We start from the raw sequence: 14,745 nt of genomic DNA, 5'->3' as shown, positions 1-14,745 counted from the left end.
CATAACCCATCCGTCCTACGCCAAGAACCAGTCAATGGATCTGCCTTCCCGGATGAGTTAGGTCCCTCAGCATCAACTTTCCGACCGCATGCCTCAATGTCCTGATGTTGCCGCTTTTCTTATAAAAAGCCCTTAACATGGCAATCGTATTTGGGGGGAACGGTTCAATAAAAGCCACAGGCAACCCTGCCTCGGCAGCAAACTTTTGTTGAAGAACCCACACAAGATTCTCAACATGTTCTGGCCCTGGTGGCAGCCAATTAAGGATCTGACAGCGCGACCGAACTTGAGGCGTCAGCTTGTCAGAAGAGTTTGATGTCAAGATCCAGGTCACAAAAGACAAGTTGACCGTACACCCCAGTCCCTCATCAAAATAGGCTTCAGAAGTTTCTTTTTCCAGGAACCCAAGAAGCGTCTCCTGAACGTCCCCATTCATACTGCCCCGACTAGCTTTCTCTACTTCATCGATAATGATGACAGGGTTCGGACACTTCTGTTGTGCAATAACACGCACCGGCAGACACGGCTCAGCTGTCGACCAACCCATTGAGGTTCCTTTTAAACTTCTATTGTCTGAGTTACCCCCAACAGAATGTACGTGGAACGGCAACTGTAGAAGCGTCGCCAGCCTTTTGGCAAAATATGTTTTGCCGACCCCTGCGCGACCTGTCACCAGAATTGGATCCATTGTCAGGCATGACTGTCCTGAAACAGCCATCAAACTCAGGCTAGACATCAGATATTGAAGTTGGTCAGCCATTTGAGGAAATTCCGCCAGCAATTGTTCCCCAACATCCAAAGGTCTTTTTGCTCCACCAAATGGAAGCGGATGCTTCAGCGCCTGATAGGTTGATGACAACCTCACCTTGACGTCACTGGCTTGTGTTACCAGAATTTGAGCCATGCCGCTAACTGACGAGGCGGAGATAGGTGCACCATTCTCCAACTCAGTCAATAGTTCTGCTTCATTGCCCGAGCCCAGCGTTTTTTGCTGCCGCGCCTGATCACAAGAGCTTCCCATGGCCCGGCCACGTAAGTGACAGTCCCAGCTGCCCATCAAATCCTCGATGTCGCAGCTTTCGGGCCGAAAGGATTTCCCACGAAGTTCATCAAGCACCTGGATCGGAAAGTATGCGACAGCCTCAACACCACCCGCCGCGGCAAGCATCATCATCAGGATGAAATCATCGTCCCGCTCGTCGATTTGGCCTGTGAGCGCAAGGCGTCTTGCTTCCTGCTCGATCTCGGAGAAGCTGCTATCGGTAGTGAGTTTGATCTTGGAAGAATGCTGTGAAGCAGTAGTGAGATGCTGAAGAATCTTATCTTTGGATTCGATATAATCCGCAGGCTCTAAAACCCGCCAGTCCAGTACGTATGCCATGGTATATGCCCTTGAAGCTGATCGTCAGTGGTGAAGCTGAGAAAGCAGCCATGCCTATTCGCTTGTTCGAATGTGCAAAGGACAAGGTCATCAAGAGTTCCTAGAAGCTCAGGTCAGTTGGTTGGAAAGAGGAAAAAAGAAAGGTGGATCCAGAAATCAGCCAGGTAATAACAGACCGGGCCATTTGGAGGCTTGAGGCCTCAGGCCGGGCACGATTGCTGCGGTGAAGACCAGCTTTAACCGATAGCTTCTTAAGCTGGCGGGCCATCAGCGATGCCTTCTGGCCTCTGTTGGGTCGATAGAGCATGGATGTAACTCCCTTATGTGTTTCCCAATGTAGGAGTTACACCATACCCTATTTTGGGGTTCATTGAAAGGGTTATTGAGAACAAAATAGGTACAAGCCCAAAACACCCCCCCTTAGGCAGCTATGACGCTACCTCTAGCCTGGCAAGTTCCTGACGATGCTTCTCCACAAGCGCATGCCTGTCCTCACCAAGGGTTCTCATTTCAAAGTCCAGCTTCTCAAGGTCTGGCTCCACATCAGTGTTAAACACTTCACCTTGATCAGTCGTCGCCGCAACAATCGCCAAGTCATAGCTGTCAAACGGCGCGCCAGGCAGGTTCCCCGATGCCTGAATATCCAAAGCCCATTTCATAAAGTCATGAGTACGAAAGACTTTCATGGCACCAGCCGGGACATCAATACGATAGGTATGCAGTTGCTGCATTGGCGTCCTGGTATTGGCGCCCACAGCAATCACCTGCAGCGTAATAGTCGCCAGGTTCTTCTGGGAGCGATTGACAACTCGCACCGGAACAGGGTCATTGCGGCGGCTGACACCCTCTGGAGGGAACCCAACCTCAACCTGTTTGAGAAAAACCTCGCTGGCTTTTGCGTCGTCTTTTAGGGCTTTGATCTTACCGTCGAGCTTCTGAACCCGCTCATCAAAGGCTGCCAACTCCGCTGCTTGCTCCTCCCGAAGCATCCTGGCACCAAGAGGCAAGATGTCTTCCGCCGTCAGTCCACTCAGCCACTTTCTGTAGAGCGTATCCGCATAGAGGGCGCGCTTCTTCGCCTCTTCATACCTTTTCCGGCGTTCCGTCCGGTAGTTAAGCTCTTCCCCCTTGGATAGAAAATTTCCCCGCATCTGTTGTTGGAGCCTGTACTCGTGAAGCTCAAGCATATAGTCCGGACCCAACACTTGCTTGGCATACCCGTCTAGTCGTTCGTTCCCTGCAGGAAACAAAGCTGCATCAAAAGCGTCAATGACGCTATCGGACGCTGCAATAGCATCAGTACCAGCCCGGCGTTCAATCACCTTCATGGCAAGAGGCAGTCTCTTGCCATCAGGCTCTGAGGCTACAACAGCCGCAAGGCTGGCTTCAAAGTCTTCACCGTCACTGACGGTCGGTGTATCAGAACCACAGGCTGTCAGCATTAGCGAAAGCCCGAGTACAATAGGTAGATGGAATTTCATGGAATTCTCCCCAACGAATTAAAACCCTAATATAGGGTACATGAATTTGGGGTACAAGTTTTTAGGGTATAGCAGCTTGAGGGTCACCAACCAATTGGACCCCGACAATGATCGCAGACAAGAACGACCCGAGGTATAAGAAGCTTCGCGACTACCTGAAGGAGGAGCGCATCAAGCGCGGCTTGCTGCAGAGCGATCTGGCCGAGAAGCTTGGGGTTCACCAGCAGATGATCAGCAAGATCGAGAGCGGCGAGCGGCGCATCGATGTGGTTGAGTTCATATGCCTTGCGGAGGCGATTGGAATCGGCACACAAGACGCCATGCGTATCCTTGAAAAAAGCTAAAACGGGATATCCGCTAGCTTCTTACACGGCTTCGACTTTCCAAATTTGTGGCTTCATCAAGGGCCGAAAAAAATACTTAACAAAATGAGCCCGAACTGCACGCGCAAGGGCTTAGCAACCTTGCTGAAAAGACTAACCGGGAAGATTAGGCAAAGAAGCCTTGAGCGCCCTGCCACAAGAGGCGGGCCGCCAGAAGCGTCAGGATGATATTGAGCCAGCGGCCGAAACGCTCATCCGTTGATTTCATCAGGAAATGACGCCCCACCCAGGTGCCTAGAAAGCCGGTAGCCACCATGGCAACCATCAGCGGCAGATAGGCACCAAAGGCAAAGCCAAGCAGGCCAAACACCACAATCTTGACTGTATGCTGGCCCACCATACAGGCGGAAAAAGTACCTACATGGGCCAGACGCGACAGCGAAAACATCTTCACCACCACCGCAACAAACGGCCCGGTCGCCCCGACAAACATGGTGAGTAGCGTCGAAAGCGCGCCGCTAGATCCGACAAAAGCCATACTTTTATGGTCGGCGGACGGCTTTGGCATCGGCCCCCACAAGGAATAGAGAACGAAAAGCCCCAGCACCAGCTGAAGCGTTGCTGCGGGCAGGGCCACAACAATCTGACCGCCAATCAGACCGCCAATCAGACTGCCCATCAGGAAATACAACACAATCCGCCAGACGATAGCCTCGCGCATCAAATAGGCCCGCCCGGCGTTTGAGCCAAGCTGCACCACACCGTGCACAGGCACGATGGCAAGCGGCGGCATCACCTGCGCCATCACCGCCAAAAGCGCTACACCGCCGCCAATCCCCATCGAGGCCGACAGGAAGGAGGTGAAGAAGCTGACCCCCACCAGAAGGGCCGCATCAAGAAAGCTAAGGGTGTCTGGTATGATCGTCATGGCGCGCACTCTGCCGAATAAAAGAGCGCTCGGAAAGCGAAAATGAAGGCTGCGACAGGATTTCCCCTTGTGATTGCAGTCGCAGTGATGTTTTGTATGGCCGAACTCAATTGCTGCTGAAGGAGCGTCGCGCATCATGCGGGATTTGTATAACAAACCGGGCCTGGTCGCCGCTGTCATTTTCGCCCTGATCATCGCCACGCTGGTGTTCAAGAAAGTGACGCGCGAAGAAACGCTGATCGTGCCCGTTGAAGACGGTAAAGCACAGACCGGAAACCAGGAAGAAAGCCAGACGCTTTCGGAAGCACAGGCTATGAAGGACGCCGAAAGCGGCTTTTCTCTTTCATTCCCGATGGCATGCAAACTTGGGAAAGATTGTTGGATTGCCCGCTATGTGGACCGGGAGGCTGGCGACGTGGCAGCGGATCACACTTGCGGCTCCAGCACCCAGAACGGCCACAAAGGTACGGATATTGCCATCAGCGACCTGGCGCGCATGAAAGCGGGCGTCTCCGTTCTCGCAGCAGCGCCGGGAACCGTCCTTCGCCTAAGGGATGGTGTTGAGGATGCCTCTGTGCGCGAGGCGGGAACAGACGGCACCAAAGGCCAGGAATGCGGCAACGGTATCGTGATCGACCACGGTCAGGGCTGGCAGACCCAATATTGCCATATGAAGCAGGGCAGCCTACGCGTAACGCCCGGCGACACAGTAGCTGCTGGTGATGTGCTTGGCCAGGTCGGTATGTCCGGCCTGACCGAATACCCGCACCTGCATTTCACGACGCGCCTTAGCGGCAGCCTGGTAGACCCATTCGACGGCGGCAAGTTTGAAACCAGCTGCGAGGCCGACGGGCAAAGCCTTTGGGCCGACAAAGTGCCGTACCAGTCGTTCGTGCCGCTGCCTGCTCAATTCAGCACTGAACCCAAGGATCTCGAAAACATGTGGCAGCCAGGCCCCAAGACCATACCGTCGGATAGCGAAGCCATGCTACTGGTTGGCCGCGGCTTCCACCCCCAACGCAGCGATATCTGGCATTTCACCATCACAGATCCGGACGGTAAAGTCGTGCTGGACAATAAAATCAACATGGAAAAGAGCCACCAAGTCTATGTAGGTTTCATGGGGCTCGAGAAACCCGAAGGCGGGTTCAAGCCCGGCATCTGGAAGGGCAGCATCCATGTGGATCACGGCCCTTGGGATGACTATGACCAGACGATCGAAATCGAGGTCACTCCCTAAGGCATGCGCCCACGCCCAAGCGTAAGGTAATGGAAACTGGCCACCATAAGCGCTGCATGAAACAGGGCGGACGGCATGACCATAGCCGTCTCAAAAGACCAGCCGGGGGGCGTCGGCATTAGAAAACGCCCCACGACACTCCCAATAAACGCGCCGGCCAGTCCGGACAGCAGAACCTGCTTTGTCAGGAGTACACCAAAGTGACTACGCCGCCACCGCATCATCAGGAACACCCCAAGCAGGCAACCACGGGCGCCATAGGCATCTGGGAAAAACCCTTTCGGGCCTAAAATGGCGACACCAAGAAGCACCAGCATAAGCACTGCGCCCAGGCCATACTCAACCTTACGCGGCATCAGAGCTGGTCCAGCATGATCTTGTTGCCGTCCGGGTCTGTGAGCATTAGGGTGCAGGGCCCTTCGCCTTCCTTTGCCTCCATATCAAGCGCGATACCTGCCGCCTGAAGCGTCGCCTGTACGGCTCGCGCGTCAGCCGGGTTGAAGGTCAGGATATTGGTATCGAACATGCCCTCAAACAGGCCAATGCGGCTATTGCCATTTGCCATGAACAGCCACTTGTCCTCTTCCGCACCGCATTCGACCACAAAGCCAAGGGCTTCATAAAAGGCACGCGATGCCTTCAGGTCCCTGACCGCAAGGCTTGTTGAGCAAAGCCCCAGATCCATGTCGTCCCCTCCACCTTTCATGGCCCCCCATATGCATGGCGGTTAGTTCCATATGAAATTGGCGCCTATTATGGCCATCCAAAAATGAGAAAATCCATATTTATTGCTGGTATCTAAATACTTGATCTCGCGCGCGGCGTAGGTCCTCCTGAGCTGCAGTGATTTATCATGCGATATCGGGCGTATGTATATGTGTAAGCGGTATATCTGCCTAGCAGACACTCACCCGCTTGATCATCGTGATATGATCCAGAACCAACCCTTCTGATCAGTGGATCAGACATACCTCAAATGTCCTTGAAAAAGGTAAAACAGACCTCTGCCGGCCAACGAGAAGATGAAAGTTCAAGTCGCAGGCCGCCAGCTGAAGCGCTGATATATTTCCTTAGGCCCAACCAACCGGCTCCGGGTTCGGGCCATAGCGGCGATAGTCGTCCAGATATTTCTGCGCTGTCGCCGCGCCCTGTTCGGTGTTCCAATATTTCTTAGCGTAGGCCGCCAGGCCTTCGTCGTCTAACACATGCGGCAGGGCTTCCGGCACCCGCCAATAAATCATCCGCGCCACGGCGCAGGCATATTTGTCGTCTGTCTCCAGCGCTTCCAGCCGGTCCAGCTCCTCTGGCAGATACGCATCCACCAGCGCCTGCATGTCGGGCCGAAAAGCCAGATAGTTTTCATACAGATCGTTCAGCGTATTGGGCTCAACCTGGAAGTAGGAAAGCGCCGGGCCGCCCTGCTGCACCCGGTAGCGAAAGCCCATGCTTTCTTGGCACGCCGTCATCATCAGAAGCTTTTCCGCAGCCGCGCCGTCCATCGCCATGTCCTTCAGGACTGGCTCAATCACATCCTTCAGGAAATCATCTGCATTGGTTTCTGGGTCTGCCATGGCTGCTCTCCCTTAGTGCATGAGGGTGTAAATTATACCAAAGATTGCAGAAGCGCCACTCCGCGTCATTCAGCGGCTACCAGCGTGGTTGCACCCGCGCCCACAATGCACGGCACGTACACCCTCCGCGTCCCGGAACAGGGTCTCCAACAAACCGCGGTTACCACCCAGCCGCCGGTGCGACACATGAATGTGACTTTGAAGGACGCCGCCCGCCCCCTGCCTGTGAACCAGGCGAAACTGGTCGAACGGCAGGTCCGTTTGCGCGGCCATGCACGCTCTCCCTTTCAAGTTGTTAAAGGTTTTCTGGGATACTGGGTGAATGCTTCGCCCGGTCCTGTGCCATTGGCGCAGCCGGGGCCAAGCAAAAGTGCTCCGCCGGGAAGCGACTTTTGTGCTATAGTTGTTGGTCTGAACTCAGGAGAATGCCAATGACCGGGAAAGCCCGCTGGTTATCTCTTTGTTGCGTAACGTTGGTGGCAATCGCAGTTGCCGCGCCCTTGCCTGCAGCCGCTTCCACGCAACTCACTGAAGGCCAACACACAGGCAGCCAGACACAGTCCATGATTGGTGTGGCGTCCCGCTGCATCAGCACCATGAAAGCCTACAGGCAGGCCATCGCCTTCATCGACAAACGCCTTCAACGCAGCCCCGCACAGGTAACCTATGAGCTTTCAGATGGTGAAAGTATCACGCTTCTGAACCGAACCCATACATTGATGCGGTTTGAAAAGCGGGTTCTTGAAGAAGGTATGCAGGCCCGCGAACGCGCCTGCACAACTGCCCTTTTGGGTTGATAATACACAATCAATCATTGCCAGCCGCAGCACGCCGCTATAGTCTCCCCCTATCAAGGGAGGGGACATTATGACCGATACATTTTCAAAAGCCTGCCTGGGGGTTATCACGCTTTCGCTTGCGATACTGGCCTATGTGCAGCTCTCCAACCATCTGGCGACATCAAGCCAAAGCCGAACAAGCCCGGAAAAGCATGCTGCGATGAGCCCGTCGGGATGCATTGCACAGCTCGCAGAGCTAAGAGACACCTATGCGGCACTTGAAGCGCAAACCAGGAACATCCCAGCCATGGTCCAGGAAAAGGACGCCAGTGGCACTGTGATTGCAGAAAAACCCAACCGGCTATATGTGCAGCTGATGAACCAGCTTATTGAAATCAGACAGCAGCAAACTTCCCTAAGCGGAAAATGTGAAGCTTGAGCCAATTGGCCCATGTTGATATGGTCCCGCCCAAGGGGTCCTGACCGAAGGAATAGTTCATGTTGCGTTTTGTTTTTGCGCTTTCGCTTAGCGCTGCTTTCTTAACCCAGCCGGCCCTGGCCGCCACCGATGAAGCAGACAGGGCCCGCATCCAGCTTCTGGAAGATCAGGTTGTTGTGCTGAAGGAAGAGGTTCGCCGCCTGCGCCTGATGACAAGCGAGATGCAGACCCGCCTCAATCAGGTGAATATCATTCTGCATGACCTGCAGAAACCGCAGGTTGTTGAGGTGAAAGAGGAGCCGGACGAATGCACCACACGCATCGCGGACCTGACCCAGAAGAAAGACATGCTGATGTCCATGGGCCTGAAGGAAAGCCACCCGGATATCGTGAATATCTCGAACGTACTGGAGAAATTATCGTCAGAATGCACGACTAAAAGTCGCTAGGTTTTCTTTTAGCCTTTATCGTAGAAAGCACTTGTCGAACTGGTACATTAGAATGAAGCGCTTCTCCATTGGATTCCAAACTCTTGATAACCCGAATTACAATGAACGCGAACAGCCAAGCGTCACCAGAACTGAATTTGAGCCCGATCACCTCGCTGGCTATATGGTGCCAAAAGATCCATTGCGAAATATGAGTCTAACTAACCGCCCCTGGGCTGATCGCTCAGGAAAGCCAGCAACTGGTCAAGCTCGCGGTCATTAAGGCGGCCGATGCGGCGTGCGAGCAGGTTGGCCGCAAGCGTCGCGCGTTCATCCATGCCTGCCGTATCAATGGTGACCTTGGGTTTCGACAGCTGCGCCAGCTCCTGCAACTGCTCTGCCTCATCCCAGATCAGGCCGAAATACTGGATCACCTTCTGGATGAAGGCCCAGCTGGGGGCACCACGCTTGCCGTGCTCAAGCGCCGACAGATAGGCAGGCGAGACATCAAGCGCCGCCGCCAGTTCGGCCTGGTTGATGCCTTGTCTCTTCCGAAGCTCGCGCAGGCGTTCGCCAAAAGGGGTCATGATACCCCTCCCTTTCGGCTGCCTGGCAAGCGGCGCCTCAGGATCACATACATGGCTCCTTCGCCGCCATGCTCCTGTGCCGCCGGGCCGTAGGACTGGATGAAGGGCTTCAGTTCAGGCCCATTAAGCCACAGGGGCACCATGCGCCGAAGCACACCGCCAAACTGTTCGAACTCATCGCGGGTCCTATAAGCCGCGGGTGTTGCGTCCAGCTGGGAAAAGCGCTTGCCGCCCTTGCCAGTGACCACCAGAAGCGTCTTGTCACCGCGCCTGACCGCGCCTTCAACGGTGGACTTCAGCACCCGAAAGGCCTGTTCCTGTGTCATGCCGTGCAGGTCGATCGAGCGGTCCACCTCCTGCCGCCCTGTGGTGATTTGCCGGCGCGTCTTCCTATCAATCCGGGCGTCGGGTGTGGGGCTGGGGCGGGAATGCCACTCGCTTGGCAGGCCTTGGCCTTCCCGAAGGTCGCGCACCATGCGCCGCGGAGGAATGGGAGGGGCATCGGGCCGATCGCCCAGAGGCGTCACGCTTTCCGCCACCTTCTGCCAGATGGCCTCGTCTCGCTCGCTCAGCTTTGGTTTTTTGGCCACGGCATCATTCCCCGACAGCCTGATCCGCGAGCGCCTTCGGCAGCAACAGCCAATAGCGGCCCGCATTGTTCATTGGCCCTGCGATCAGTTCGGCCTCTTCGCCAAAGCCCCAGAAAACGTCCCCCCGGATTTCGCCATTGATAGCACCGCCTGTGTCCTGCGCTACCATCAGATGATTGAAGGTCATGGGTTCCGCCATAGGCCCGCGGGGGTTGGGGTGCGATGTGGAAAGCCAAACAGGCGCATGCAGCGGCAGATGCCGCCGGTCAACAGCCAGCGAGCGCCGCGCCGTCAGCGGCACACCGGCAGACCCGAAAGGCCCATCACTTTCACCCAGGTCGCGGAAGAAAATATATGAGGCATTCTTGTTCATCAGGGCGTCCATGCGGTCCGGGTTGTCCGCAAGCCAGGCGCGGATCGCCTGCATGGACATATTTTCACGCGCCACTTCGCCGTCTTCGATCAGTGTCCGACCGATGGCATAGTAAGGATGCCCGTTCTGGTCGGCGTAACCGATCATGCGCAAACTTCCGTCCGGCATTTGCACCCGGCCAGAACCCTGAATATGCAGGAAGAAGGCATCTACCGGGTCATCGACCCACAGAAGCTCAAGGTCGCGGCCTTCAAGCGCGCCATCAGCAATTGCCGCGCGGTCGGCATAAGGCACAAGCTTGTTGCCCTTCACTTCGCCTGCAATGCGGCGCCCCTTCAGATCAGCGCGGAAGGTTCCCAGGTCAACGCTCACCAGCTCCGGCGGGCGGGTGTGTAGCGGCACGCTATAGCGCGCGGTCTTGACCTCGCTTCCGTGCAGCAGCGTTTCATAATATCCGGTAAAAACGCCGTCCGGGTTGCCACCTACAGACACCTCAAGCGGCTGGAAATGCGCCTCAAGCACCTGCCTAAGCGACGCATCATCGGTTGCCAGCAACACATCCTGGCACGCGGCTTCCCAGTCACGGGCATGGCCACCAATGCGGGCACCGGGAATGCGGCGGTTTTCCGGAAAGCCAAGAATACGGTCACAGCTTTTGTATAGCGCCGGCAGCGTGCGCGACAGGTCATCTTCCGCCCAGCCTGGCAGTTCAGTGAATGGCACTGGCCGGAACAAAAGACCCTTCGGCTTGTGGGAGAGAAGGAAAAACGCTGCCGCAAGCGGCAGCGCGATCAGGAGCAAAAGCCCGACTGTATAGCTGAGCGCGCGGCCCACGGCTTAGCCCGCCCGCGTTGCCACGAGGGTCCACATCGGCGTACGCGACTTGGTATCGCGCGCGAAGGTCCATTTGTCGTTCACCTCAACGGCGTCGGACACATTGCCTTCAACCACATTGCCGTCTTTGTCTTTGGTGACAGCGATCAGCTCGGCGCGGAAATGAACCGTCAGTTCAGCGGTGCGGTCAATCAACTGGGCGCCGATGATATCCATCTCGGTCACATCAAGGATCTTGTTATGAACCACCAGGCCGTCTGCCTCGCGCTTGTCAACGGCGCCAGCGAACTGCTCGTAAACGGAATCGTCAAGAAACTCCCTGAGCGTCTCCTTGTCGCCTTTCCAGAAGGCCTCCAAGATCATTTCATAGGCCGCCTTGGCACCGGTCATGAAGGTGTTCAGGTCGAAAGACCTGTCCGCATGACGGATATCCTGATAGGCCTTCCTCAGCGCCGGGTTCTGCTCAAGGTCAATAACCGTCTGGTCGCCCATGATGACATCAGGGCGATCGCCTGCACTGTCATCGCCCATGCCGTCCGAGTGATCGTGGCGTCCGTGCATATTGCCCGCTGCCGGTGGCAGTGGCTCATTGCCTGTTTTATTTCCAAGCTCGGAGCGCAACCGAAGAAGAATAAAGGCCGCGACCGCCGCAAGAATAACTAATTCCATGTTTTACTGTCTCATTAGCGTTTTTATGCACTGAATTTCTGCCCGACTATTGACCCGGGCACCATCCCTTCCTTTATAGATAAGGGTAATCGTTAGAAAGAACAAGAAATGCCCTTAATCATATTTTTGTTAATTTTGGCCCTGCCGGTGGCAGAGCTGGCCATTCTGATCGACATCGGCGAAGAGATTGGCGCGCTTTCCACAGTCGCGCTCTGCATTCTCACCGCAGCTGTCGGCCTGTCCATCGTCAAGCGGCAGGGGATCAGGGTGTTCCAGGACATGCAGGCGGCATCCAGGGACGGCGGGGCCTTGGGCGCCAGTCTGGTCCATGGCTTCTTTCTGGCAATTGCAGGGGTTTTCCTGTTCATCCCCGGCTTCATGACCGACTTTGTCGGGGCGCTTCTGTTGATCCCGCCTGTTCGGCTTGGCCTTGGAAAGCTGGGAATGGCGCAGTTTGTGGTCCATCGCGGTGCGTCGCGCCCCCATGAGACCATCATCATCGAAGGGGAATATTGGGAAGAGCGGTCCGAAGAGGATGCGGCAAAAGCACGCCTCAGGGAAAAGGACCACCCCGACAACCAATAAATTAGGAAATCCGCCATTTTTGGCGCATTTGCATATTGTTCAATCGATCAATCCATGCTAGCCGTTTGCCCCAGATTTGCCGACCCTGTTGGTTTTGGGGGGCTGGCACCAATGAAAAGAGTGAAAAAATGGCAGAAAATGAATTCGGCAATGACCAGGCGCCAGTAGGCGGCCCAGCACCTGAAGGTGCAGAAGGCCCACAGGCCGGCGTTATTGCGCAGTATGTAAAAGACCTTTCTTTTGAAAACCCGAATGCCCCTGCAAGCCTGCAGGCGCTGGCCGGCCAGAAGCCAGCCATCGACGTGAATGTAAACGTCGGCGTTCGCAAGATGAATGACGAAGTCTATGAGGTAGAGCTGAAGATCTCTGCAAAGGCAACGGCCCCTGCTGAAGGCGGTGGCGAACAGGTTGCTTTCGTGGTTGAGCTTGCTTACGGCTCCCTCTACGGCATCCGTAACGTGCCTGAAGAAGCGCTGAAGCCGTTCCTTCTGATCCAGGCACCTTCCATGATGTTCCCGTTTGCGCGCGCCATTATCGCTGACGCAAGCCGGGATGGCGGGTTCCCGCCGCTCCTTCTGGAGCCAATCAACTTCGAAGCGCTTTTCCGTGCCCAAGCGGCACAGGAAGCGCAACAAGCCCAGGCTGCTTCGGCGGCTGACGGCGGCGAAGAACCGACGCCGGTTAATCTTAATTAATCGGCTAGGAAAATTTCCGAAATGCGGCCGGCTGTCTGGGTTTCCCTTTGGGTTTCCTGGACAGCCGGTTTCCTTTTGGGGACCTAGCCCGCTACGGCATGCCTCTGTGCTGCCTGTCGCCGGCGATCAAGCCGGTCCGCCATCATGGCCGTCACGGCTTCCACCAATTCCGGTTCCGCCACACTAGGGTGCCCGCCCTTAAAGAGTGGTTCCGGGTTATATTCAAGTCCCAGCTGGATCGCCTTCGCGACCTCAGGCCCCGCCAGTTCCGCCACTACTGAAAAAGCGAAATCAACGCCTGCGGTCACGCCGCCACCGGTGATGCGGTTGCGGTCCCTGACCACCCGGCCTTCCGTGGGGATTGCGCCGAAGGGCGCGAGGTTGTCCATCGCCGCCCAGTGCGTGGTGGCTTTATAGCCGTCCAGCAGCCCCGCCGCCCCCAGGATCAATGACCCGGTACATACGGATGTGACATACTTCGCGGTCGCCCCCTGCGCTCGCAAGAAACCGATGATCTCGGCGTCCTCATACCAGTCGTCCACGCTTGGGCCGCCCGGCACCACCAGCACATCAAGTTGCGGGCAATCCGCAAGCGTAACGGTAGGCAGGATCTGGAGCCCGCTGTCGGACGTCACGGGGTCAAGCGTTTTTGCGGCCACATGCATGCTCGCACCCGGCACGCGGGCCAACACCTCATAGGGGCCGGTGAAATCAAGCTGAGTCAGGTTGGGGTAAATCAGGAAACCAATGGTTAGGGACATTTTTATTCTCCGCTGTCGTTCTCGGGTACAGGCATCTTGCCCTTGAAACCCAGTGGCTGATATGACAAATTATTATTGATTTCTGCCAACCATGAGAATGCGAGCCATGACCTCGGCCAGGAAAAAGATCGTCTTTATCGCCTATGATGGCGCGCAGGTGCTGGATATCACCGGGCCGTTCCAGGTGTTCGCAAGCGCCAATGAGGAACTGCCAACCCCGGCCTATGAACCGGTGCTCGCCAGCCTTGATGGCGCTGCTGTGCAGTCAAGCTGCGGCCTCAGGATGGACGCAACGCCGCTTGTCAGCGTCAGCCCAAGAGGCATCGATACGCTGCTGGTTGTCGGCGGCGAGGGCGCGCAGGTCCGCCGTGTGGCTACAAAGGAAAATGCCCTGAACTGGATCAGGGAAGCCGCAACCACGACCCGACGCATCGGGTCTGTATGCACGGGCACCTTCCTGCTGGCGGCAGCAGGCCTTGCGGACGGTAAAAGGGTTGCCACCCACTGGAAAGCCACCGGTGCACTCAAGCGGCTTTACCCCGACACTCGCGTCGACGCCGACGCCATCTATGTGGAAGACGGCCCTTTGTGGACCTCCGCGGGCGTTACCGCAGGCATCGACATGGCGCTCGCGCTAGTGGAGCGGGACCTGGGGCGCGATATTGCCATGCGGATCGCGCGGCGGCTGGTGGTCTATGCCCACCGCCCCGGCAGCCAGACCCAGTTCAGCAGTTTGCTCGAAGGGCAGAGCAAGGCCACAGGCAGTTTTGGTCGCACGCTTGAATGGATGCAGGCGCACCTGAAGGACACCATTACCGTGACGGACGCAGCCGAACAGGCGGGCATGAGCGAACGCAGCTTCCACCGCAAGTTCGTCTCGGAAATGGCCGATACGCCCGCGCGGTACTTGGAAAAACTGCGGCTTGAAGCCGCCCGCACGCTGCTTGAAAGCCCCGGCCTGCCGCTCAAGACTGTCGCGGGCGAAAGCGGGTTCGGCACACCCGTGCGGCTCATTCAATCTTTCGAGCGCACCTTCGGGCTTTCCCCCACCGCCTACCGGAAACTCCATGGGGTGAAATAG

General features: G+C 56.4%; 20 protein-coding genes. 8 read left to right on the top strand and 12 right to left on the bottom strand.

Annotated elements, in window-relative coordinates; translation table 11 throughout:
- Window positions 1-31: 31 nt before the first annotated feature.
- Together KORLAC_RS17225 and KORLAC_RS17215 are read right to left on the bottom strand one after the other, a co-directional pair.
- The gene (locus KORLAC_RS17225) at window positions 32-1,381 is read right to left on the bottom strand and encodes an AAA family ATPase (protein ID WP_068308826.1); all 1,350 of its coding nucleotides are present in this window, start codon (window positions 1,379-1,381) and stop codon (window positions 32-34) included.
- A 428-nt stretch (window positions 1,382-1,809) separates the two neighbouring features.
- Window positions 1,810-2,862, bottom strand: coding sequence for a hypothetical protein (locus KORLAC_RS17215; protein ID WP_068308822.1), 1,053 nt, complete (start codon window positions 2,860-2,862; stop codon window positions 1,810-1,812).
- Between the two features lie 107 nt (window positions 2,863-2,969).
- Between KORLAC_RS17215 and KORLAC_RS17210 the strand changes: the two genes are divergently transcribed.
- Window positions 2,970-3,206, top strand: a complete 237-nt coding sequence (locus KORLAC_RS17210) for a helix-turn-helix domain-containing protein (protein WP_068308820.1) — start codon at window positions 2,970-2,972, stop codon at window positions 3,204-3,206.
- Between the two features lie 145 nt (window positions 3,207-3,351).
- Here KORLAC_RS17210 and KORLAC_RS17205 read toward each other — a convergent pair whose 3' ends face one another.
- Entirely contained in the window at window positions 3,352-4,113 is a 762-nt protein-coding gene (locus KORLAC_RS17205) for a sulfite exporter TauE/SafE family protein (protein WP_068308818.1), read from the bottom strand.
- 136 nt (window positions 4,114-4,249) lie between these two features.
- On the opposite strand from KORLAC_RS17205, the gene KORLAC_RS17200 reads away from it, so the two are divergent.
- Window positions 4,250-5,353 carry a M23 family metallopeptidase gene (locus KORLAC_RS17200; protein WP_068308816.1) on the top strand — a complete coding sequence of 368 codons (1,104 nt, stop codon included), beginning with the start codon at window positions 4,250-4,252 and terminating at the stop codon, window positions 5,351-5,353.
- On the opposite strand, the gene KORLAC_RS17195 is transcribed toward KORLAC_RS17200, so the two are convergent.
- The 4 genes from KORLAC_RS17195 to KORLAC_RS17180 all read right to left on the bottom strand — a co-directional run bounded on the left by KORLAC_RS17195 (window position 5,350) and on the right by KORLAC_RS17180 (window position 7,197).
- Window positions 5,350-5,709 (bottom strand): hypothetical protein, encoded by a 360-nt coding sequence (locus tag KORLAC_RS17195; RefSeq protein ID WP_068308814.1) that lies wholly within the window; start codon window positions 5,707-5,709, stop codon window positions 5,350-5,352. The genes KORLAC_RS17200 and KORLAC_RS17195 overlap by 4 nt on opposite strands.
- Complete coding sequence (locus KORLAC_RS17190; protein ID WP_068308813.1) at window positions 5,709-6,038, bottom strand: VOC family protein; 330 nt, start codon at window positions 6,036-6,038, stop codon at window positions 5,709-5,711. The genes KORLAC_RS17195 and KORLAC_RS17190 overlap by 1 nt, the downstream gene beginning before the upstream one ends.
- A gap of 385 nt (window positions 6,039-6,423) precedes the next feature.
- Window positions 6,424-6,924: a hypothetical protein gene (locus KORLAC_RS17185; RefSeq protein WP_068308811.1), complete on the bottom strand. Its 501-nt coding sequence runs from the start codon at window positions 6,922-6,924 to the stop codon at window positions 6,424-6,426.
- Between the two features lie 69 nt (window positions 6,925-6,993).
- Entirely contained in the window at window positions 6,994-7,197 is a 204-nt protein-coding gene (locus KORLAC_RS17180) for a hypothetical protein (RefSeq protein WP_068308810.1), read from the bottom strand.
- Window positions 7,198-7,355: 158 nt separating this feature from the next.
- Here KORLAC_RS17180 and KORLAC_RS17175 point away from each other — a divergent pair, with 158 nt between their 5' ends.
- The 3 genes from KORLAC_RS17175 to KORLAC_RS17165 all read left to right on the top strand — a co-directional run bounded on the left by KORLAC_RS17175 (window position 7,356) and on the right by KORLAC_RS17165 (window position 8,591).
- Window positions 7,356-7,721 (top strand): hypothetical protein, encoded by a 366-nt coding sequence (locus KORLAC_RS17175; protein ID WP_139167385.1) that lies wholly within the window; start codon window positions 7,356-7,358, stop codon window positions 7,719-7,721.
- A gap of 70 nt (window positions 7,722-7,791) precedes the next feature.
- Entirely contained in the window at window positions 7,792-8,142 is a 351-nt protein-coding gene (locus KORLAC_RS17170) for a hypothetical protein (protein ID WP_068308805.1), read from the top strand.
- Between the two features lie 59 nt (window positions 8,143-8,201).
- Entirely contained in the window at window positions 8,202-8,591 is a 390-nt protein-coding gene (locus KORLAC_RS17165) for a hypothetical protein (protein ID WP_068308803.1), read from the top strand.
- Window positions 8,592-8,791: 200 nt separating this feature from the next.
- On the opposite strand, the gene KORLAC_RS17160 is transcribed toward KORLAC_RS17165, so the two are convergent.
- The 4 genes from KORLAC_RS17160 to KORLAC_RS17145 are packed head-to-tail and all read right to left on the bottom strand — an operon-like array spanning window position 8,792 to window position 11,623.
- Entirely contained in the window at window positions 8,792-9,157 is a 366-nt protein-coding gene (locus KORLAC_RS17160; RefSeq protein WP_068148313.1) for a helix-turn-helix domain-containing protein, read from the bottom strand.
- Window positions 9,154-9,747, bottom strand: coding sequence for a Smr/MutS family protein (locus tag KORLAC_RS17155; protein WP_068148310.1), 594 nt, complete (start codon window positions 9,745-9,747; stop codon window positions 9,154-9,156). Before KORLAC_RS17155 ends, KORLAC_RS17160 begins: the two co-directional genes overlap by 4 nt.
- Before the next feature lie 4 nt (window positions 9,748-9,751).
- Window positions 9,752-10,954: a murein transglycosylase A gene (gene mltA, locus KORLAC_RS17150; RefSeq protein WP_068308801.1), complete on the bottom strand. Its 1,203-nt coding sequence runs from the start codon at window positions 10,952-10,954 to the stop codon at window positions 9,752-9,754.
- Window positions 10,955-10,957: 3 nt separating this feature from the next.
- Window positions 10,958-11,623, bottom strand: a complete 666-nt coding sequence (locus tag KORLAC_RS17145; protein WP_068308800.1) for a Tim44/TimA family putative adaptor protein — start codon at window positions 11,621-11,623, stop codon at window positions 10,958-10,960.
- A 108-nt stretch (window positions 11,624-11,731) separates the two neighbouring features.
- Between KORLAC_RS17145 and KORLAC_RS17140 the strand changes: the two genes are divergently transcribed.
- Window positions 11,732-12,208 carry an FxsA family protein gene (locus KORLAC_RS17140; protein ID WP_074519243.1) on the top strand — a complete coding sequence of 159 codons (477 nt, stop codon included), beginning with the start codon at window positions 11,732-11,734 and terminating at the stop codon, window positions 12,206-12,208.
- Window positions 12,209-12,336: 128 nt separating this feature from the next.
- Entirely contained in the window at window positions 12,337-12,903 is a 567-nt protein-coding gene (secB, locus tag KORLAC_RS17135) for a protein-export chaperone SecB (RefSeq protein ID WP_068148298.1), read from the top strand.
- Window positions 12,904-12,986: 83 nt separating this feature from the next.
- Here the strand turns inward: secB and KORLAC_RS17130 are convergent, their stop codons facing one another.
- Window positions 12,987-13,664 carry a DJ-1/PfpI family protein gene (locus KORLAC_RS17130; RefSeq protein WP_068308796.1) on the bottom strand — a complete coding sequence of 226 codons (678 nt, stop codon included), beginning with the start codon at window positions 13,662-13,664 and terminating at the stop codon, window positions 12,987-12,989.
- A gap of 106 nt (window positions 13,665-13,770) precedes the next feature.
- Between KORLAC_RS17130 and KORLAC_RS17125 the strand changes: the two genes are divergently transcribed.
- Window positions 13,771-14,745 carry a GlxA family transcriptional regulator gene (locus tag KORLAC_RS17125; RefSeq protein WP_068308794.1) on the top strand — a complete coding sequence of 325 codons (975 nt, stop codon included), beginning with the start codon at window positions 13,771-13,773 and terminating at the stop codon, window positions 14,743-14,745.

Source organism: Kordiimonas lacus, from assembly GCF_001550055.1.
Lineage (GTDB): Bacteria > Pseudomonadota > Alphaproteobacteria > Sphingomonadales > Kordiimonadaceae > Kordiimonas > Kordiimonas lacus.
Note: the sequence above shows the minus strand (reverse complement) of the source record. Positions and strands in the feature narration are given on the sequence as shown.